Source organism: Paenibacillus azoreducens, from assembly GCF_021654775.1.
Classification (GTDB): Bacteria; Bacillota; Bacilli; order Paenibacillales; family Paenibacillaceae; genus Paenibacillus_AQ; species Paenibacillus_AQ azoreducens.
This window is the reverse complement of record NZ_AP025343.1, coordinates 5,339,611-5,359,978: the sequence shown is the minus strand read 5'-3', so window position 1 is coordinate 5,359,978 and position 20,368 is coordinate 5,339,611. Positions and strand designations below refer to the sequence as shown.

The following is a 20,368-nucleotide window of genomic DNA, read 5'->3' as shown; positions in this document are numbered from 1 at the left end:
GTAATAGGTGGAACTAAGACAGTTGCAGTATTTTTTGAAAGTTGCGCAGAAGGAGCATGTCACTCAGGCGTCGGAAGAACTGCATGTGGCACAGTCTGCGGTCAGCCGCCAAATTCACCAGTTGGAGGAAGAGCTTGGCGTTCAATTGTTTATGCAGAAGGGAAGAAACCTGCAATTAACCCCGGTGGGACAGCTATTTTGCAAACGGGTAGACAGCATTCTGAAAGAACTGGATAAAGCGGTTGTTGAGGTCCACGAGTTTTTGGACCCGGAGCAAGGGGAAATTCGGATCGGATTTCCGCATAGTTTGGGGATTCATCTTATTCCGTCTGTTGTGGCCGAGTTCAAACGACGGTATCCTAACGTGAAATTCAGATTCAAACAGGGAATGTTTCCTTCGTTAATCCGGGACGTTATTTCGGCAGAGGTTGATCTGGCCTTCATTTCGCCGTTTCCGGAGAAACATGAACAAGTTGAGGGCGAGGTTATGCTTACTGAAGAGCTGTACGCGATTTTGCCTCCGAATCACCCGCTCGCCAAAGAAGAGAGTATTAAGCTTGATCAGCTGAAGGACGATAAATTCGTATTGTTCAGCAAAGGGTACTCTTTGCGGCCGATCGTTTGGCATGCTTGCCTGGAAGCGGGTTTTACGCCAAAAATCGCATTTGAGGGGGAAGAGACGGATACGATCCGGGGACTGGTTGCCGCAGGCATGGGCGTCAGCATCCTGCCGGAAATGGCCCTCTTCCAAACCAATCCGCTGCAGCCGGCGCGGGTAAGGATTTCGGAGCCAAAGGTGACGCGGACGATCGGGCTCATCCACCGTTCCGACGATAAGCTGCCGCGGGTCGCGCAAGCGTTCCGCACCTTTCTGCTCACCTACTTTGGACTGCAACAGCAAAACGAAAACCCAAAAAACACCCCGGTCGGTTCGTAACCGATCGGGGTGTTTTTTAGCTTGTAGAATTTTTTTGGGTCCCCCGCAAAGTATTTGGAATAGGCATCAAAGCATAGGCTCCGCTTTGTGGGTTGTTTTTCTTGGGTCGTTAATTAGTCCCGGTTATTATTCGCGAAAATCATAATGTATCGGAGGAGTTCCAGAACCGAGATCAGCGCGGCAGCAACGTACGTAAGAGCCGCGGAGTTCAGCACTTTGGCAACGCCCCGTTCTTCATCATTGGTAATGTAACCTTCCGAAACCATGATGTCGCGTGCGCGGTTGCTTGCGTTAAATTCGACCGGCAGAGTAATCAGCTGAAAGGCGACGGCAACGGAGAAGAAAACGATGCCGAGTCCGAGCAATCCCGCCCATTGAAACAGAAACCCAGCGATGATCAGCAAAGGAGCGATTCCCGAAGCGAAGTTGACGATCGGGAAAATCCGATGACGGAGCACCAGCATCGGATAATGCTGCTTGTGCTGAATAGCGTGGCCAACTTCATGGCAGGCTACCGAAATCGCTGAAATCGAATTTTCATAGTATACCGGTTCGGACAAACGCACAACGCGGTGGATTGGATCATAATGATCGGACAATGCGCCGCGGACCGGTTCGATCGGGATATCATGAAGGCCGTTGCTGTCCAGCATATGCCGTGCCGCATCATATCCTGTCATGCCGCTTTGGGAAGGTACCGTGGACCATTTTTTAAAAGTTCCCTGTACCCGGAATTGAGCCCAAAGGGAAAACCCGAACGCAATAATTATGAGAAGATACATCATACCTTACAACCTCCTGCTTTTCATAAAAAGTAATACCTGGTGTATTAACCCCGCAAGAGTATCGGAAAGAAGTCCGACGCCTTTCACAGAGAGGCGCTTTTGCGAAGCAAAAGTACTGAGTGACGTGTGGTCTTTGAAGCTCATTCCGATTGCTTTGCGAGACCCCGAAAAATAAGAAAAAGGGCTACAGCGTAGGTCCCTGCTCCAGAAAGAGTCGGATGGCTTCAATGCATGCCGCTCCCTGCGGCAGCAAGTTGAGCAGCAAATGCCGGGCTTGCCCTGGCTTCATTTTCTTCAGAAGGGGGGCAATCTCCCTGACCTCGCGTTCAAGCTGCTGCATATGCAGCTCCAGATAGGACAGTTTATCGGATACCTGGTGAATCTCGGGATCCGCGTCCCACTTTTCAAGCGTCTGGCGAATCTCTTCCAGAGTATATTTCTCTTGTTTCAAATCATTAATACGCTCTAGACGTAATAAGGTTTCATGGCTGTATAAGCGATAATTTTTCTGAGTTCGCTTTTCGGGAGAAATCAGCCCTAGTTTTGTGTAGTAATCGATCGTCCGCTCGCTAACTCCTCCGGCTTTAGATAACTCTCCAATGCGGTACAATTTCATATCCCCACTAAACATCACCTCGCAGAAAAAATAAATGTAACTTCTTTTGATACGGTTTGATGAAAAATATGATACATGAAGATTAACCATACAGTCAAACGTCATACTTTTACTACATTACAATTAATGTTATATATCGTTACATTAAAATCTAAATTGATAATTTTATTGTCAAAGTCGTATTAATTTGCTTATAATGTGATTAATAATTTCTCATTATGTTATAAAATATGACATTTATAGGAGTGGGGATATGAAAAGAAAGTGTATTGGCGGTGTTATGGCTTTTCTTGCATTAATGGTTTTTCCGGCTACTGTGTTTGCCGATGACGGTTCCGCGGTCACGCAGCTCCAGACGGGACTAAACACCTTTTTTGTATTCATGGCCGCAATGCTCGTATTTTTTATGCAGGCAGGCTTTGCGCTGCTGGAAGCTGGATCGGTACGCATGAAAAATGCCGGCCATATTGCAGGCAAAACGGTTCTGACGCTTGGCATCTCAATCCTCGTTTTTTGGGCTTTAGGCTTCGGGCTCGGTTTCGGTAACGGCAACAGTCTTTTTGGGACGACCGGATTTTTCATGACAGGCGATTCCATGGCTAAATCCTTCGATTCGCTGGCTGGTTCGGATGTCTCCCTTTCGGTGAAATTCCTGTTCCAGCTCTCCTTTGCGGCCATTTCTCTTGCGATTGCATGCGGCGGTATGGCTGAACGCGCCAAACTGAGCGTGTATATCGTATTCGGCACCTTGTTTATGATCGTAATCTATCCGGTGGTGGCCCATTGGGTGTGGGGCGGCGGCTGGCTTGGGCAATTGGGGATGCAGGATTTTGCGGGCTCTACGGTTGTGCATTTGACAGGCGCCACGGCAGCGCTGGTGATCACTTATATGCTGAAACCGCGTCTTGGCAAATACAATAAAGACGGCAAGCCGAACAGCATTCCGGGTCATAATCAGGTTTTATCCGTTCTTGGCGTCTTTATTCTTTGGATCGGTTGGTTTGGATTTAATCCGGGCAGCACATTATCGGCGATGATGGACGGTTTCTTCGGGTATGTGGCGCTTACGACGAATATTGCGGTAGCGGCCGGGGCTGTCGCTGCGCTATTGATCTCTTGGGCCATATTCGGTAAAGCCGATATTCCAAGCATGCTGAATGGCGTATTGGCGGCACTCGTTGCCATCACGGGTTCGTGCGCGTTCGTGGATGCGTGGGCTGCCGCAGTGATCGGTGCCGTCGCCGGCATCGTTACCTTTTTTACGGCGCAATGGTTAGAAAGAGCGGGAATCGACGATCCGATTTACGCATTCTCCGTGCACGGTATTGCCGGCATTTGGGGCGCGATTTCCACAGGGCTTTTTGCAACGCCGAAACTCGTTGCGACGACGGGCGTCGGAAAACCGGGCCTTTTCTATGGGGGAGGGCTGGAACAGCTTGGTGTACAACTTCTTGGGGTTCTCGGGGCATTTATATTCGTATTCGCGATCTCATTCGTGATTATCGGCGTGATGAAAAGAGCGATGGGTATCCGGGTGTCGGAGGAAGAAGAAATGATGGGTCTGGATATCAGCGAGCATGGCTCATACGGCTATCCGGAACAAATGAAGCTTATTATTGATAGAGCTGCCAAATCTGAGCCGGAGCTTTCAACGGTTAAACCGGCGGCGGGAATCGAAGAGGCTTTAAGCTGAAATCTTACGGCTTTGCCCGATGGATGAAAGCGTCAATTTATTGGAGTTCAGCAGGGAGGTGGAGGGATGGAACCGATAAAATACGCGGAGAGCAAGCCGGATTTGGAAGGCATCAGGAGCTCAGCTTCCCGCGAACAGCTTAGAAAGGAAAAGCAGGAATGTGAGGGGCAGCTGGAGCAATTATACGCAGTTCTTCCTATTGCCGCATGGACATCGCTGGTGAATGACATGCATGATGAGATTGTGGCAAGAGCTGCGGCTGTTTGTGAATCGGAGATGTTAGAAGCGGGTTGCGGCTCTCCTCCGGTTCCATACTCTTTTGTCGTATTCGGCAGTCTGGGACGGCGCGAGTCCACGCTTTGGAGTGATCAGGACAATGGGCTTATCATCAGCGATGAAGTTCATCAGGCTAAAAATGAGTATTTTCAGGCATATGGGCATCGCTTATCGAATCTGCTTGAATACCTGGGGTATGGACCGTGTAAAGGCAAGGTTATGTGCTCTGAGCCATTGTGGCGGAAAACCCTGGAGGAGTGGAAACGGCAGATCGCAAGCTGGCATCAGGACTACGGATGGGAACCCGTCCGTTACCTGATGATCGCTTCGGATATGCGTTTTATAGCGGGCGAACGGGGGCTTGCAGCGGACTGGAAACAATTTTTTGAAAGCAGCATGAATGAATCTCCGGAGATGGCGACGGCTATTTTGAGAAACACGGTCAGACATAAGGCAACGATGAATATTTTGGGACAGGTGGTGACCGAGCGGTTTGGGGAACATGCCGGAGAATTTGATGTGAAATACGGGGTTTATATTCCTCTCGTGAACAGCATCCGATATATGGCTTTGCAGGAGGGAATCGGCGAAACTTCTACTTTGAAGCGGCTGGAAAAGCTTACGCTCCTGGACGGCGGCAATCTGCTGCTTGAAAACTGCCAGCGCGCCTTTCTGAAGGCGTTGAAGCTTCGGGCGCTTGCGTCTTTTTCGATGAAGGATGGGACATATTCCGGCAGCGGTTATTTACCGCAATCGGAGCTGAGGAAAAAGCCGATTTCGCTTCATCTCCGCGACTGCCTGGCCACGGCGAGACAGCTTCATCGGGCGCTGCAGAGACGGCTGCGTTTTGCGGAGAGGGGAAAATCATGAAATCCCCGGACCGCGGAAATAGCGGATTCTGGAACATGCTGCGCCAAGGAGGAGTGCCTTCGGCCATCGCGTCCGTGATGGGCGGCGCTACGGCCCAGCAAATGGCTTTTATCCGTTCCCTGATGAGGGAGCAGCGCCGGCCTGAACTACTGCATATCTCTTTGAATAGGCTTGAAACCGTCATTTTCGATCTCGAAACAACCGGTTTCCGTGCTCAGCAAGGAGATGAAATCTTGTCCATCGGAGCCCTGAAAGTCGATGGATGCCGTATTTTGGAGGATAGGCATTTCTACACGCTGGTTCAGGCCAAACGCCCGGTTCCGCAGCATATCATTGAGCTCACGGGCATTACCCAGCAGATGATTGATGAGGCACCGCCTTTAATGGAAGGACTGCATGGTTTCATGCATTTCGTAGGAGACAGGGTGCTTGTAGCCCATGCGAGCGCACATGACAAGTCGTTTTTGAATGCCGCCCTTTGGAAAACATCCAAGGTCAACCTTCGTCACCGCGTCATCGATACGATGATGCTTGCGCGCTGGCTTGAGCCCAACCGTCAGAGTTATGCGCTGGACGAATTGTTGGCTGAAAGAGGTATTTCGATCGAAGGCAGGCATCATGCGCTTGGGGATGCGAAAATGACGGCAAAGCTGTGGGTTTCTTATATGAAGGAAATAACAGCAGGCCAAAAGGCCGAGACGCTCGGCGATTTATACGCCTGTCTCAGCCATGCCTGATGACTGCCGGCTGCAGCGTGTACCCGCCATCCGATCCTTGGCGGATCCGATATCCGTTCAGTTCAATTTCCCCGTCATCTCCGTCCGGGCTGCCGATCAAATATACGCCAAGCATCCCCGCAAACAGCGGCAGCTGCCGCAAATCCTCACTGGAAGGAAGCGGAGGCGAATGCGGATGGGAATGAAACAGGCCGATCAGGCTATCCCCGCGTAAGCATGCTTTGGTCCAATCTTCGGGATGAAGGCTGAAATGATGCAGCGGGTCGGGCGCAGCATTGCGTATCGGTATGAAGTTGTCGATCCATAGGCCGTCCATATCGGCTCTGCCCTGCAGTACGCCGCAAGTTTCGTACGGCAATCCCGAAGTCAGATGCTCGGAGATTTGTTTTTTACATGAGGCGCAGAGCCATATTTCCTGACGGGTTTCATGAGATGCCGGCAAATGAAGTTCCCACTTTCGTAATGCCCCTGTTGGTTAAACGGGGGCTGTTATTTTGGAATATATCCTATATCATACTTTTTTTAAATAGAAACTGTAAGTTACTTTGAAAAGAGGGTACAATATTATATAAGTTGAGTAAAGAAAAGGATAAGGAATGGGCAAGAGGGAGAAAGATTTACGGAGAAGCGGAGCGCTCGCCTTTGTGAGCGGATTTCGACCATGAATGAATTTGAATCATAGAAATCCGGGAGCAACAGCGATCGAAAGCACATTTCGCCCGGCTGCCTTCATCCGTTCAATCATTAATCAACTTATAGAGAATATAATCAATGAAAAATTTATGGAAGGAAAATGAAGACATCCATGAAGCGTAATCTATACATACTTATTGGCGTTATCGTGTTGATTGGCATCGCCATTTATCAAAATGCGGGACCTGGCATCCAGTCGGTGTTCCGGCACGAAGAACCGATGCCGACCGAGACAGGGCCCAAGGCGGGACTGCTTGCTCCACCGTTTAGTCTACAGGGGCTGGACGGCAAAGAGTATCATGTCGGCGGCGAGCAAGACAAAGCGATTTTGCTGAATTTCTGGGCTACCTGGTGCGACCCCTGCAAGGAAGAGACGCCCGTTCTGAATGAACTGGCCGAAAAGTACAAGGATAAGCTCAATATATATGGGGTCAATGTGACAAAAAACGATCAAGAGAAAAATGTTCCTGAGTTTATCAAAAAATATAATGTGATCTTTCCGGTTATGCTTGATACGAAGGCCGATATTTACGAGAAGATGTATAGGGTTATTGCCTATCCGACCAATGTGCTGATTGACAAGCACGGCGTAATTCAGGAGGTTATTCTCGGTACCTTGCCTCCGAACGAGCTGGAGAAAAAAGTGAAAAAGCTGGTTAAGCGGTAATCAAGCAGCGTAACTTCGCAGCTCTTAAAAGGTCTGAGGGAACGGTTTTCACGAAAAGAATCCAAAAACCTTAAAACCTCGTGTGTCCAAACGGACATCGAGGTTTTTTTAGATGCTCGGAGAGAGTGAAATCCTTTTTTTGGAGTCGCTCATATTTTGATTGCGAGCATGAATTATTTGAGAGCTTAAAGTGTCTGATGCTTTATCGCAGTTGGATATCTTAAGTTGGATTTTGCGTTCGTCTGGTTTCCCGAAAACGAATAGAAGCGCCCCCGGGAGCATCAATGCATCCACGGGGGCGGAGTGTGCGGATTATGGTTAACGAAACGTGATATCGCTATTTATCTCAAAAAGGGCCTTTTAGAATTTTAACGAAACAGGGTATCGCTATTAATCGAACTAATTGCCCTTCAGCCGGTATTTACCCCAAATAACGATCTGCAGTTTCGTTAGATTCAAACGACTTCCATTTTTGAGGCCATAACGATCTGTAGTTTCGTTAGAGATGCAGGCGGACGGAAGAACGCTCCCTTATGTGTTTGGAAAAAATGAGGAGATGGCGCTCAGTGTTTTCTAAGATACCGTCAATTATTGCCTACGCCCTTGCAGAAGCATTTTAGCGAAGTGCTATTTGTAGCGGGAGCTTGCTAATGATTAACCAAGCCTTTTTGCTCCGATAACAATTCTTCCATATCGCTGCCGCTTTGAAGGTTTTGTCCAAGCAGAGCATATCGCACACTGTCGACGAGAGCCTCCCAGCTCGCTTCGATCACGTTGCCGGATACCCCTACCGTATTCCAGGAATTGTGGATATCCCTGGATTCGATAAGTACGCGGACTTTGGCTGCCGTCGCGTCCTTTTCATCCAATACACGCACCTTATAGTCGGACAGATGCATTTCCTTAATCGCCGGGAAGTATTGTACCAGGGCTTTCCGCAGCGCATTATCGAGAGCATTGACCGGACCGTTGCCTTCCGCGGCGGTATAAACATGGTTGCCGGCGACTTTCAGCTTGACGAAGGCCTCGGAAACGACGGGACGTCCGGCTGTTTTTTCGACCAGCATCTTAAAGGATTCAAAGGTAAATAGCTCTTTCGCCTCCCCGCCGGCTTCACGCAGCAGCAGTTCGAGGGATGCGTCGGCAGCTTCAAAGGTATATCCTTGATGCTCCAGGTTTTTAATTTTGTCGATGACCTTACGGGACTGCTCGTTTGCAGCGTCAAAATCAAGTCCCATGTCTTTTGCTTTGGACACGATGTTGCTTTGCCCGGCCAAATCCGATACGAGGACGCGCTGTTTGTTGCCCACCCATTCAGGCACGATATGCTCATAAGTCCGGGAATCGCGGAGGATGGCGGACACGTGGATGCCGCCCTTATGGGCGAAGGCCGCATTTCCGACATACGGCTGGTTAACCGGCATATTCACGTTTGCAATTTCGCTGACGTAACGGGCGGTACCCGTCAGCTGTTTCAGGCGTTCCTCACCGATACAATCGTAGCCCAACTTGAGCTGCAGGTTAGGGATAATAGAGCAGAGATTGGCATTGCCGCAGCGTTCGCCGTAACCGTTGATCGTTCCTTGCACTTGGCGAACTCCGGCCTGAACGGCGCTAAGCGTGTTGGCAACTGCCAGTTCGCAGTCGTTATGGGTGTGAATGCCCAGGTTGGCCAGCGGCAGGCCGCTGCGGAGGGTTCCGACGATGCTGCTGATTTCATGCGGGAGCGTCCCGCCGTTGGTGTCGCACATGACGAGCCAGTCAGCTCCGGCTTCATGGGCTTTTTTCAGTACCGAAACCGCGTATTCGGGGTTGTTCTTGTAACCGTCGAAGAAATGCTCGGCGTCAAAGATGACTTCAAGACCCTGCTGCTTCAGGTAAGCGATGGAATCATAAATCATGGCAATATTTTCTTCAAGCGTCGTTTGCAGGGCGGTATGGACATGGAAATCCCAGGACTTGCCGACGAGTGTTGCAGCCTGGGCGCCGGACTCGATGATGCGCTGCAGGTTCGCGTCCTGATCCGCTTGGCTGTCTTTGCGGCGCGTGCTGCCAAAAGCGGTGATTTTGGCGTTAAGCCCGAGCTGCTGTACTCTTTTGAAGAATTCGATGTCTTTGCTATTGCTTCCCGGAATCCCGCCTTCAATATAATGCACACCAAGATCATCAAGCTTTTTGGCTATTTTGAGCTTGTCGTCGGCCGACAAGCTGACCCCTTCTCCTTGGGTGCCATCGCGAAGGGTTGTGTCAAAGATGGATATGGACTTAGACATGAAGCGTCCTCCTTTGGAAGGTCTATTATTTTCTTGATCGCGCCTTATTTATAAGGGGTTCCCGCAAAGCAATCGGAATAAGCTTCAGAGGCCGCACGTCACTCAGTACTTTTGCTTCGCAAAAGCGCCTCTCTGTAAGAGGCGTCGGACTTCTTTCCGATACTCTCAGTACTTTTGCTCCGCAAAAGCGCTCCTCTGTGAGAGGCGTCGAGACTTCTTTCCGATACTCTTTGCAGGGCTATTTTAGCGGGATTCTGTAACGATCCACATATATAGTTCTTTATTATAGCATTTTTACGCGGGAATGTAACAAAGAATTCAGTATTTCCACATGCCTGTTTTCTTGACCTCTTTTGGCAGGAACGTTATGCTGGACATATGAATTGGAGCAAAGGTGAGAAAGCTCATGAAGAATGACATTGACGCTTATTATCCAGTGAACGGAAGAGTCATTTTACATGTCGATATGAATGCTTTTTACTGCTCGGTCCATGCGGCGGAGGAGCCGGATAAATACCGCGATAAACCGACGGCGGTGGCCGGCAGCATTGAACTGCGCAAAGGAATTATCGTGACCTGCTCCTATGCCGCGAGACGGCGGGGGATTTCCACCGGCATGCATGTGAACCGCGCGCTTAAACTTTGTCCGGAACTGGTGATTATACAGCCTGATTTTGACCTGTACCGCAAATATTCGACCGCTTTTATGAAAATAGCTTATGGCTACACGCCGCTGATGCAGGCAACCTCCATTGACGAATGTTATCTCGACATTACCGGTTCCCGCCAGTTTGGCACGCCGGAGCAGATTGCCGAGGAAATCCAGAGGCGGATTGACGAGGAACTGGGATTGCCTTGTTCGGTAGGGATTGCACCCAATAAGCTCCTCGCCAAGATGGCCTCGGATATGAAAAAGCCGCGGGGAATATCCGTGCTTCGTATTCGCGACGTTCCGCGGGTATTATGGGATAAACCATGCGGGGAGCTGTTCGGAATCGGCGGCAAGACGGCCGAGAAGCTGCGTAAGCTCGGGATTTACACGATTGGCCAGCTGGCAAAAACCGAGGAAGAGACGCTTACCAAAGCATTCGGTGTAGTAGGCGTTTGGATGAAACAAGCGGCCAATGGCATCGATCATTCCCCGGTGCTTGAGGAGCGGGAGCAAAATAAATCGATCGGCCATACGACAACGCTGCCAAATGATATTCAGGCCCGCGAGGATGTGAACCGGGTACTGTTGAATATCAGCGATCAGGTGGCGCGCAGGCTTAGGCGCAAGGAACTGGTAGCGGGCGGAGTGCAGATTACCATTCGTACACCGGATATGAAAACCATTACCCGCAGCCGAACGCTCGCTACGCCGACGGAAGATGCAGGCGAAATCTATGAGGAGGCCCGGCGTTTGTACGCCGAACATTGGAGCTGGGACAAACCGGTAAGGCTGCTTGGGGTTACGCTGCAGCATCTGACGCCCAAAAACGAATCGGCGATTCAGCTGGACCTGTTTAAGTATGAGAAGCAACCGAAAAAAGAAATGCTGACGAAAACGATGGATATGCTTCGCAATAAATTCGGCGAAAATGCGGTGGTCACCGCAGGCATGTTAGGAGACGATCCTTCGGTGCTGCTCCGGAATCATAAACTGCGGGGGACTTCGCTGCAAATGGATTTTGTAAGCGAAGATGGGATTGATCTGCCTTAACCATTCAATATACAAAGAGTGGATTTCATTTGTAAGTGATATTTGTCATATGCCCCTTGCGGATGATACGATACGATAAGGTTCGCGGCTTCATGCAGCTGGTTCTGAATGAAAAGCTGGTACTGGCAATAGGAGGTAGTGAGAACACCATGGCGAAATACTGTTGGGTTGACAAGGATACATGCATTTCTTGCGGGGCTTGCGGGGCTACCGCGCCGGATATCTACGATTACGATGATGACGGAATGGCTGAAGTCGTTATTGATGGAGACGGCAATCGGGGAATTACCCCCATACCGGAGGAAATGCTGGAAGATTTGCAGGATGCGGCTGACGGATGTCCGACCGAATCCATTAAGGTTGCGGACACCCCGTTTCAGGTTGCGGTTGAAAACTAGAACTTTCATCATAAATACATCCTTACATCGGCTAGGCCTGATGGGGGATGTTTTTTTATGCCTGTTTGTCCGATATATATTGTAAAGACGTTTTCAATCAATGGAGGAATCCCGTGAAAGATTTACTTTACCTTAAAAGATATGTGCAGATGCATCCGGACAACAAGATGGGCTGGTATCTGCTTGGTAAGGAATATGAAAGGGAGGGCCAACCCGGCAAAGCCAACTATTGCTTTAACCGATCGGGCGGTGTTTACGAGGCATTCGAAACGAGCAAAAAGCCTTCCGACCTATGGAATGACTATGAATTCAAGCTGATTCAGCAGGCGCAAAAAAGGGAGCGCCGCTCTATATGGATACGCCGTACGCTTACGGTTATGATGTTGTTTTTGCTTACCCTGGTGCCGACGGTAAATGCCCCACAGCGGGAGGGGAAGGCGGAAACGGCACTGAGCGGCAAGACGCCGGATGTCGGGATTGCCAAGGAGCAGCCAAATAACGGAAAGAGTTCGGATCGCGGGCAGTTGCTGCCGCCCGACAAAGACAAGGCGATATTTACGGCAGCGCAAGCAGGTGGATATGGAGCGGGAGACAATGGAATCAAACCGTCGCCATTTGCCCGTCCCGGCCGTTTGCACGGCAGACTGGCTGTGCTGGAGATGAAGAAAAACGGCGATTGGCTGATATGGAAGCGGCGCATGCCGCTTGCCTACACGCTCGAAAGCAGCGGACCGGGCTCGATAACGTATCAGTCCTACAATCCTCAAGACTGCAGCTGTCAGCCTCCGGAAGCGGGCAACCTGAAGGATGCCGCCTTTGCCTGGACGGGCGAGCAGGAGGAACAGGCCATGTTATACAGCGCAATCAAAGCGTACAAAAACAGAACAGGGCAATTTCCGAATGAGCTTTCGGACTTGCTGCGACCGTTTCCGGAAAACTGGGTATCGGGAACGACGCAGGACATGAAGGAGGTTTTCCAGCCGCTGCTGCAAAAAGCTAAAGCAGAGGCATCGGGCAAAGATCCATCGGCTTCAAAAAATGCAGCAGACGCCAAGGCAGGAGATGGAACGTTTTTAGGCACATGGGGCAGCAAACCCTTTTTTGCCGAACCGCTCAAAATTATCGTGGACAAAAACAATCACCGCCTGGCTGTCGTCAGCGGCCGCGTTATGCTGCGAAATTATAAGGTCGGACTTGGAGGGGAACGGACGCCGGAAGGCAGCTTCGTTATTACGGACAAGGTCATGAATCCGAACGGTCGCTCGGACGGGGAATTCGGCAGCAGGGGGATGCAGCTTTCCGAAACGAATTATGCTATACATGGGACCAACGATCCGGACAGCTTCGGGAAGGATGAGTCGCTTGGCTGCATTCGCATGAGCCAAACGGATATTGAGGAATTGTTTGATTTGGTTCCTATGGGAACACCCGTCATTATAAGCAAAGGGGGGGCGCCCGATGAACTGCTGGCTCCGCAGGAGAGGTTCCGAACGAAGCGGGAGCAGGACCAGACAAACCCCCGGAGAACATACCACTGGCTTTGACTAGGAGTTAAAAATAATCAGCACGACAATGAGCAGAATGAGAAGCAATAAACTGAGGCCGGACCAAAAAATCGCCTTTTTGTTCACTTCTTCCTTTTTTTGTTGAAGTGTCGGAGGCTTGCGTTTGGTTGCCATGAAGTTCAACCCTCTTTCTATCTATTTTCAGTGGGCGCGATCCCCAAAATAGTGAATCGGATTTGCGCGGAAAATGCCGATCATTACGCTGTTCAGACAAATCGAATGGTCTATTGTTTTTTGATCGCGCCTAGATAGCTACATTGTAAAGGGTTTGTCCTTAAAATTCCAGCCGGATTAAGAGCAAAATGGCGATGGACGGCAGGGTAAAAAACTTTTCTTTTACCACAGAAAAGGATACACTTAAGGGTAGAGAACATAACTGTGGATGGAGAGGAAGAATAGCAGGTGCTGTACCAAAACGTTGCAAAACCGATTTTTTTTAAGTTGGACGCGGAAAAAGCGCATCATTTGGTGATCGGAGGACTACATACTGTTGGATCTTTTCCGGGAGGCACCGGCTTTTTGCGAAGTATGTACGGCGTCAGCGAAACGCCTGATTTGGCGGTCGATTTGTTTGGACTTCATTTTCCGACCCCGGTGGGATTGGCAGCGGGACTGGATAAAAACGCGGTAGCAGTGGAAGGCTTTTCTGCCATCGGATTTGGTTTTATGGAGGTGGGGACCGTCACGCCGAAGGGACAACCCGGCAACGATCAGCCCCGCTTATTCCGCCTGCCTCCGGATGAGGCTTTGGTGAACCGGATGGGCTTCAATAACAAAGGCGCGGATGCGATGGCACAGGAGTTGTCCCGTCTGAAATCAAGGACTGTTCCGGTAGCCGTCAATATCGGCAAAAACAAAGTGACTCCTAACGAGGAGGCTTATAAGGATTACCAGGAATGTATCCGGAAGCTGTATCCTTACGGCGATTTTTTCGTCGTGAATATCAGTTCCCCGAATACGCCTGATTTACGGAATTTGCAGTATGGCAGCGAGCTTTCGTCGCTCCTTGCGCATATTATGGAAGAGATGCGTCTGCAGGCGCAAAAATACGGCCAATCCAAACATATTTTGGTTAAAATCGCTCCGGACGTCAGCGACGAGGAGCTTGAAATGATGGTGGACGTCCTGCGTGAAAGCGGAATCTCCGGAATCGTCGCAACGAATACGACGATTAGCAGGGAAGGACTTACCCACCCGAACAAAAAAGAAGCGGGCGGAATCAGCGGCAAACCGCTGCGGACCCGTTCCACGGAGGTTGTGTCGCGAGTTTACCGGCAAACGGGGGGAAAGCTGCCGATCATCGGCTCCGGCGGTATTTTTACGCCCGAGGATGCTTACGAGAAAATCAAGGCCGGAGCAAGTCTGGTCGAAATTTATACAGGTTATATATATGAAGGGCCCGAAGTGAACCGCCGGCTGCACGCCGGACTCAGGGAGCTTCTGCGCCGTGACGGATTCTCGCATATTTCCGAAGCCGTAGGAGCAGACCATCGCTGAGGGAGATAGACAGGAGGCATGTGAATGGACGGCAGGGATTGGGGATTGTTTTTACAACCGTATGAGCAAGCCGTTGAAGAACTTAAAGTCAAATTCAAAACGATGCGTGCGGAATTGAAAAAGCGCGAGGAATATGCGCCGATCGAGTTCGTTACAGGCCGCGTAAAACGGATTTCCAGCATTTTGGAGAAGGCCAAGCGATTAAACGTGCCGATGGACCAACTGGAAACCGGAATCGAGGACATCGCCGGCATACGCATTATGTGCCAGTTTGTGGAGGATATCCGGCGTGTGGCCGAATATATCCGCAAACGTAAAGACCTGAAGCTTTTATATGAAAAGGATTATATTACAAATTACAAGGAAAGCGGCTATCGCAGTTTCCATATGATCGTGGAATATCCGGTGCAAACGGCGCTGGGGCAAAAGCAGGTTCTTGCCGAAATTCAGATTCGCACGCTTGCGATGAATTTCTGGGCCACGATCGAGCATTCTTTAAGTTATAAATATCGCGAAAGTCTGCCGGATGAAATGCGCAGACGACTGCAGAAAGCTGCGGAAGCTGCTGCGATTTTGGATAACGAGATGTCCAGCATCCGCGAAGAAATTTTGGAAGCCCAGAAAAAGTTTGAGGATGATTCCAACATCACCTCGCAGGTGCTCGCCTTGATTCATCAGCTTTATTTTTATCATCTTGTTAATGAAGCCATGGCTTTTCAAGAGCGCTTTAACCGGATTTGGACCCAACAAAACGGTCGTCCGGACATGGAGGAAATGAAGGCGCTGCTGGGAGAAGTCCAGGAATTGATGGCGGCTTACCGGAAGGAAGATTCGCACGAGGAATAGGCTGCCCGCCCGATTATTTTGGCCTGTCGTCCGCTGGACGGCAGGTTTTTTAACATATCTTCCGGGGGCCCCGCAAAGTAATCGGAATAGGCTTCGAAGGCTACACGTCACTTTGTGGGGTTATTTTACCGATTGGGAGCTTTTCCGCGAATATGTTAAAATGGAACGGATTCAAAATTCAAAAGTGTACGTTTTGACAACCTCTCTATACAAGACAGAACAGGATGATGAATAATATGGCATTGCAGTTACCTGCTGCTTTTAAGGACCGGATGAAATTCCTTTTACAGGAGGATTATGATCGCTTTATCGCTTCCTATGATCATAATCCTTATAGCAGTATCCGTGTGAATACATTAAAGATTTCCGTGGAGGACATGCTCGCCAGAAGCCCTTGGCAGCTGAAGCCGATTCCATGGTGCCCTACGGGATTTTATACGGAATCCGGGGCAAGACCGGGCAAACATCCTTACTACCATGCAGGGTTATATTACATCCAGGAGCCAAGCGCTATGGCGCCGGTAGAGATGCTGGATGTCCGGCCCGGAGATAAGGTGCTGGATTTATGCGCGGCTCCTGGCGGCAAATCCACTCAAATTGCAGCCAAACTGAACAATGAAGGATTGCTTTTTAGCAATGATCTGAATCCGGAACGAACGAAAGCGTTGGCCAAAAATTTAGAGTTGTACGGGGTGCGCTGCGGTATCGTGCTGCAGGAGCATCCCGAACGAATTGCCGGCCGCTTTCCTTGCTTTTTCGATAAAATCCTCGTGGATGCCCCCTGCTCAGGTGAAGGAATGTTCCGCAAGGACGAGGATATGATCCGTCAATGGACGAATGAATCTCCCGCCAAGTACGCCGTCATGCAGCGCGACATTCTGGCATCGGCAGCCAAAATGCTGAAGCCGGGCGGACGAATGGTATATTCCACATGCACCTTCTCCCCGGAAGAAAATGAAGCGATTATCGCCGGATTTCTTTCGGATCACAGACATTTTCATGTTGAGGTGCCTGCTTGCAGCGAATTGTTTGCTAAAGGGGAAACAATTCGCTGCAAGCAGGCGGAGGAAAACCGGGTGATTCCGGATGATATATGGGAGCAGGTGGAACATACCGCACGTCTGTGGCCGCATCTGATTGAAGGGGAAGGACATTTCCTGGCGGTGCTGCAGCATGACGGCTCGGAGGATGACCGCGTGCTTCAGATTGAAGAGGTTTATCCACCCGCCCAGGCTGGAAGCGGGCATCTGCATGATAAAAATAAATCCCGGTCCGCACGCGGCTTCGGCGGCAGCAAAAAAGATAAAGTTTCCTCCAAATCTGCCACAGCGGAACAAGGTGCTGCTGCGCTTGCGGCTTACGGGGAGTTTATCAAAAAGCATCTCTCATTCCCGCCAGCTGGATATACGGTTGTGTACGGCCAGCATATTTATCAATCACCGCTTCCTTCCACAGCCCTGGACGGACTGAAGGTGGTGCGGCCTGGGTGGTATATGGGAGATGCCAAAAACGGGCGTTTCGTCCCGGCGCATCCGCTTGCTACCGCCCTGCATCCGCAAGAGTTTTGCCGCGTGCTCCACTTGTCTGTTGATTCGGGCGAGGCGGTGCGGTATTTAAAAGGCGAAACCCTTGATGTGGAAGAGAATCGCATCATTTGCTTTGAGGGTACGGCAGCCAAAGGTTATGTGCTGATATGCATCGATGGCTGCTCAGCAGGCTTCGGCAAATGGCAGGATGGGCGGCTTAAAAATGAATACCCTGCAGGATGGAGGTGGACATCGGCATGAGTGGAAAAGGAAGATCGACGCTCCGGTTGGATAAGGTGCTGACTCATATGGGATACGGCAGCCGAAGCGAGATCAAAAAATACGTCAAACAGGGCTGGATAACAGTGAACGGCGTTCGCGCGAAAGATAGCGGGATGCATGTTCATCCGGAGACGGATGTGATTTTACTGGACGGGGAGCAGGTCGTTTACAGAGAGTTTATTTACGTCATGCTCCATAAGCCTCCCGGCGTCGTATCGGCTACCGAGGACAATCGCGACCGCACGGTTCTGGATTTGCTTGAACCTGAGATGTTGGCTTTTGAGCCCTTTCCGGTCGGACGCCTGGACAAGGATACCGAAGGCTTGCTCCTGTTGACCAATGACGGCAAACTGGCGCATGAACTGTTATCCCCGAAGCGTCATGTGCCCAAAACGTATACCGCTTTGGTTCAAGGGGATGTCAATGATGCGGATGTGGAGCGATTCGCCAAAGGCGTTACGCTTGATGACGGTTATGTGACGCTTCCCGGAGAGCTTGTTGTGCTGGAACGAGAGCGGCAGGGGGAAGAAATCATTTCCCGGATCGAGCTGACGATCCATGAAGGCAAGTTCCATCAAGTCAAACGGATGTTCCAGGCCGTTTCTAAAAAGGTGGTTTATTTGAAGAGAATCCGCATGGGAAACCTGGATCTTGATGAATCGCTGAAATTGGGCGAATACCGCGAGTTGACCGAAAGCGAGCTTGAATTGCTGCGCAAATAAAAATAATAAAAAGTGCGAGTTCAAAAAGGCGGACTTTTTGAACTACCGCTAAAAGGATGGGTGGAGACGTGAAGTATAAGCTGATAGCATTGGATGTTGACGGAACCCTGCTGAATGATAATCATGAACTGACTGATCAAACGAAACAAACCATTCAGGAGGTTTCCCGAAGCGGTGCCGAAATCGTGCTTTGTACAGGCAGAGGCCCGCAAAATTCCATTCCGTTTATGGAACAAATCGGATTGAAAGGTTACGTGATCAGCCATAACGGGGCGGCGACGGTGGATGTCGTAAGCAAAGAGGTCGTGCACCAATTTGCGATGGATACGAAAGCAATCCGGCCGTACATAGATTATTTCCGTGAAAACAAGGTCCATTTTGACGTGAATACCGCATTTCAAATGTATGTTGATAATGTAGAGGGCATGGCGGTCGAGGTGCGCAGCATGTACGAAAACTTCCTGATGCTTCCGATAAACTTGCCGCCGATCCAGGAGCTGGACCAGCCCGTTGTTAAAGTGACGGCCTTTTCATATCCTGATGTGCTCGACAAAGTGCATGAAGAAATCGGCAAATGGACGCCGGAATTCAATGTTTTGCGCAGCGGCGAATATTTTCTCGATTTGATGCATCCGGACGCCTCGAAAGGAAATGCGCTTGAACATTTGGCCAAACGCCGCGGCATTCAGCCGGAAGAGGTGCTGGCGATCGGCAATTATTATAATGATATCACCATGCTGACCTTTGCCGGCCTTGGCATCGCCATGGACAACTCACCGCTGGAGGTAAAGGCGGCTGCGAATGAGGTAACGGCATCCAACAACGAAGATGGCGTGCATAAGGCGCTGCTGAAATATTGTTTGTCCTAAAAGAAAGAAGAGGTATCCACCCGGTCATACGAACCGATGGATACCTCTTTTTCGTGATCAAAACTGGCGCAGCCCTTTCGGAAGATGATTTTTCAGCTGGCCGCCGCTAGCTTTGCCCCAACCGAGCGGAAGCCCGTCGACCGTTACTAGCGTCCATCCGCGCAGCGAGGAGAGGACGGGCAATGTTTCGCCGCGCAGGTAGGCTTCGACCTGCGGGTCGTCCGCTTCGAGCCGGATATGCCGTTTGGCTTGATCCGGCGTCAGCGTCATGGCCAGGGCATGGGCCGGTTCAATGCGGTTTTTCTTCAAATAAGCCAGATGCAGACCGGCTCTTGGAATTTTAAGCCCGCTTAAGTTTTGCGGTTCGGCCCCGGGGTGCAGGTATAAGGAATCTCCGAACAATACCGGTGCGCCTGCAGGCAAACTGAAACCTGGAAGCTCCTCGGCTGCCCATGCCGTAAATTCGCGGAGTGCGGGCTGCCCGTTTTTATGTTGGCCTTTGTCCTGCTGTTTGCGAAGCCGTTTTGGTTCTTCGGTCCGGTCTTGGTTCGCCTGTTTTCGCAAAACAGCCACAAAATGCCCTTCGCCGGCTTCCTCATGCGGCCAAAGTCTTTTTACCGCAACGATCTCCATGTCGGGATAAGCCCCGGTGAAATATTCCATCATGTCTTCGTTTTCGCTGCGATTAAAGGTGCATGTCGAATATGCCAGCATGCCCCCGGGTTTTAACATCAGATAGGCATGCTCCAAAATATCGCGCTGACGGGCGGCGCACATGTCCACCACCCTTGGAGTCCATTCCTCCAATGCTTTGGGATCCTTGCGGAACATCCCTTCGCCCGAACAAGGCGCATCCAGCATAATCCGGTCAAAGTTGTTCGGGAAGCGGCGGGAAAGCTTATCCGGTGCGGCGCAGGTGACAAGCGCGTTTGGTATGCCCATCCGTTCCACGTTCTCCGCCAGAATTTTGGCCCGCTCGGGATGGATTTCATTGGAGATGAGCAGCCCCTCGCCATTCATTTTGGAAGCGATATGGGTTGTTTTCCCGCCGGGAGCCGCGGCGAGATCCAGGATGGTTTCGCCCGGCTGCGGATCAAGCAGTTCTACCGCGGACATGGCCGAAGGCTCTTGGATGTAATACAGCCCGGCCTGATGGAAGGGATGTTTGCCGGGTCTTGATGTTTCATGATAATAGTATCCGCTTGGGCACCAGGGAACAGGCTTCAGGTCAAACATGGAAACGACCTTCTTCTCAAGCTCCGGGGATGATTTCAGTCCGTTAAAACGGAGACCTTGCGTGCGCGGAAGATCATAGCTGTGCAAAAAGGCGGGGAGATCCCCGCCCAGAATAGGCTTCATTTGTTCAATGTATGCGGATGGAAGCGATTCTTTGCCCATCGTTCAAACTCCTTTG

At 50.5% G+C, this 20,368-nt stretch carries 19 protein-coding genes; 13 read left to right on the top strand and 6 right to left on the bottom strand.

Going from position 1 to position 20,368, the window contains the following annotated elements; genetic code table 11:
* Positions 1–7: 7 nt before the first annotated feature.
* Positions 8–937: a glutamate biosynthesis transcriptional regulator GltC gene (gene gltC, locus L6442_RS23775; protein WP_212979582.1), complete on the top strand. Its 930-nt coding sequence runs from the start codon at positions 8–10 to the stop codon at positions 935–937.
* 113 nt (positions 938–1,050) lie between these two features.
* Here the strand turns inward: gltC and L6442_RS23770 are convergent, their stop codons facing one another.
* Positions 1,051–1,722: a zinc metallopeptidase gene (locus L6442_RS23770; RefSeq protein WP_212979581.1), complete on the bottom strand. Its 672-nt coding sequence runs from the start codon at positions 1,720–1,722 to the stop codon at positions 1,051–1,053.
* 184 nt (positions 1,723–1,906) lie between these two features.
* Positions 1,907–2,338 (bottom strand): MerR family transcriptional regulator, encoded by a 432-nt coding sequence (locus L6442_RS23765; RefSeq protein WP_194231609.1) that lies wholly within the window; start codon positions 2,336–2,338, stop codon positions 1,907–1,909.
* Positions 2,339–2,591: 253 nt separating this feature from the next.
* Here L6442_RS23765 and L6442_RS23760 point away from each other — a divergent pair, with 253 nt between their 5' ends.
* The 3 genes from L6442_RS23760 to L6442_RS23750 all read left to right on the top strand — a co-directional run bounded on the left by L6442_RS23760 (position 2,592) and on the right by L6442_RS23750 (position 5,914).
* The gene (locus tag L6442_RS23760) at positions 2,592–4,031 is read left to right on the top strand and encodes an ammonium transporter (RefSeq protein WP_194231608.1); all 1,440 of its coding nucleotides are present in this window, start codon (positions 2,592–2,594) and stop codon (positions 4,029–4,031) included.
* A gap of 66 nt (positions 4,032–4,097) precedes the next feature.
* Entirely contained in the window at positions 4,098–5,177 is a 1,080-nt protein-coding gene (locus L6442_RS23755; protein ID WP_212979580.1) for a DUF294 nucleotidyltransferase-like domain-containing protein, read from the top strand.
* Positions 5,174–5,914: an exonuclease domain-containing protein gene (locus tag L6442_RS23750; protein WP_212979579.1), complete on the top strand. Its 741-nt coding sequence runs from the start codon at positions 5,174–5,176 to the stop codon at positions 5,912–5,914. The genes L6442_RS23755 and L6442_RS23750 overlap by 4 nt, the downstream gene beginning before the upstream one ends.
* Here the strand turns inward: L6442_RS23750 and L6442_RS23745 are convergent.
* Positions 5,901–6,356, bottom strand: a complete 456-nt coding sequence (locus L6442_RS23745; protein ID WP_212979578.1) for a M67 family metallopeptidase — start codon at positions 6,354–6,356, stop codon at positions 5,901–5,903. The genes L6442_RS23750 and L6442_RS23745 overlap by 14 nt on opposite strands.
* 363 nt (positions 6,357–6,719) lie before the next feature.
* On the opposite strand from L6442_RS23745, the gene L6442_RS23740 reads away from it, so the two are divergent.
* Positions 6,720–7,274, top strand: coding sequence for a TlpA disulfide reductase family protein (locus tag L6442_RS23740; protein ID WP_212979577.1), 555 nt, complete (start codon positions 6,720–6,722; stop codon positions 7,272–7,274).
* A gap of 647 nt (positions 7,275–7,921) precedes the next feature.
* On the opposite strand, the gene cimA is transcribed toward L6442_RS23740, so the two are convergent.
* Positions 7,922–9,547, bottom strand: a complete 1,626-nt coding sequence (cimA, locus tag L6442_RS23735) for a citramalate synthase (RefSeq protein ID WP_212979576.1) — start codon at positions 9,545–9,547, stop codon at positions 7,922–7,924.
* 406 nt (positions 9,548–9,953) lie between these two features.
* Between cimA and L6442_RS23730 the strand changes: the two genes are divergently transcribed.
* The 3 genes from L6442_RS23730 to L6442_RS23720 all read left to right on the top strand — a co-directional run bounded on the left by L6442_RS23730 (position 9,954) and on the right by L6442_RS23720 (position 13,191).
* Positions 9,954–11,249: a DNA polymerase IV gene (locus tag L6442_RS23730; RefSeq protein WP_212979575.1), complete on the top strand. Its 1,296-nt coding sequence runs from the start codon at positions 9,954–9,956 to the stop codon at positions 11,247–11,249.
* A gap of 149 nt (positions 11,250–11,398) precedes the next feature.
* Positions 11,399–11,647 carry a ferredoxin gene (locus L6442_RS23725; protein ID WP_194231601.1) on the top strand — a complete coding sequence of 83 codons (249 nt, stop codon included), beginning with the start codon at positions 11,399–11,401 and terminating at the stop codon, positions 11,645–11,647.
* 113 nt (positions 11,648–11,760) lie between these two features.
* The gene (locus L6442_RS23720) at positions 11,761–13,191 is read left to right on the top strand and encodes a L,D-transpeptidase (protein WP_237100060.1); all 1,431 of its coding nucleotides are present in this window, start codon (positions 11,761–11,763) and stop codon (positions 13,189–13,191) included.
* Here L6442_RS23720 and L6442_RS32875 read toward each other — a convergent pair whose 3' ends face one another.
* Positions 13,192–13,326 (bottom strand): hypothetical protein, encoded by a 135-nt coding sequence (locus L6442_RS32875; protein ID WP_272880274.1) that lies wholly within the window; start codon positions 13,324–13,326, stop codon positions 13,192–13,194.
* 288 nt (positions 13,327–13,614) lie between these two features.
* Here L6442_RS32875 and L6442_RS23715 point away from each other — a divergent pair, with 288 nt between their 5' ends.
* From L6442_RS23715 to L6442_RS23695, 5 genes are all read left to right on the top strand, one after another.
* Positions 13,615–14,709, top strand: a complete 1,095-nt coding sequence (locus L6442_RS23715) for a quinone-dependent dihydroorotate dehydrogenase (RefSeq protein WP_212979573.1) — start codon at positions 13,615–13,617, stop codon at positions 14,707–14,709.
* Between the two features lie 24 nt (positions 14,710–14,733).
* Positions 14,734–15,555, top strand: a complete 822-nt coding sequence (gene yjbM / locus L6442_RS23710; protein WP_212979572.1) for a GTP diphosphokinase — start codon at positions 14,734–14,736, stop codon at positions 15,553–15,555.
* A gap of 236 nt (positions 15,556–15,791) precedes the next feature.
* Entirely contained in the window at positions 15,792–17,342 is a 1,551-nt protein-coding gene (locus tag L6442_RS23705; RefSeq protein WP_212979571.1) for an RsmB/NOP family class I SAM-dependent RNA methyltransferase, read from the top strand.
* Complete coding sequence (locus L6442_RS23700) at positions 17,339–18,085, top strand: pseudouridine synthase (RefSeq protein ID WP_212979570.1); 747 nt, start codon at positions 17,339–17,341, stop codon at positions 18,083–18,085. Before L6442_RS23705 ends, L6442_RS23700 begins: the two co-directional genes overlap by 4 nt.
* Positions 18,086–18,153: 68 nt before the next feature.
* A complete protein-coding gene (locus L6442_RS23695; protein ID WP_194231595.1) occupies positions 18,154–18,954 on the top strand; it encodes a Cof-type HAD-IIB family hydrolase in 801 nt (266 codons plus the stop codon).
* Positions 18,955–19,011: 57 nt separating this feature from the next.
* On the opposite strand, the gene L6442_RS23690 is transcribed toward L6442_RS23695, so the two are convergent.
* On the bottom strand, positions 19,012–20,352 hold the full coding sequence (locus tag L6442_RS23690; protein ID WP_212979569.1) for an RsmB/NOP family class I SAM-dependent RNA methyltransferase: 1,341 nt from the start codon (positions 20,350–20,352) through the stop codon (positions 19,012–19,014).
* Between the last annotated feature and the right edge of the window lie 16 nt (positions 20,353–20,368).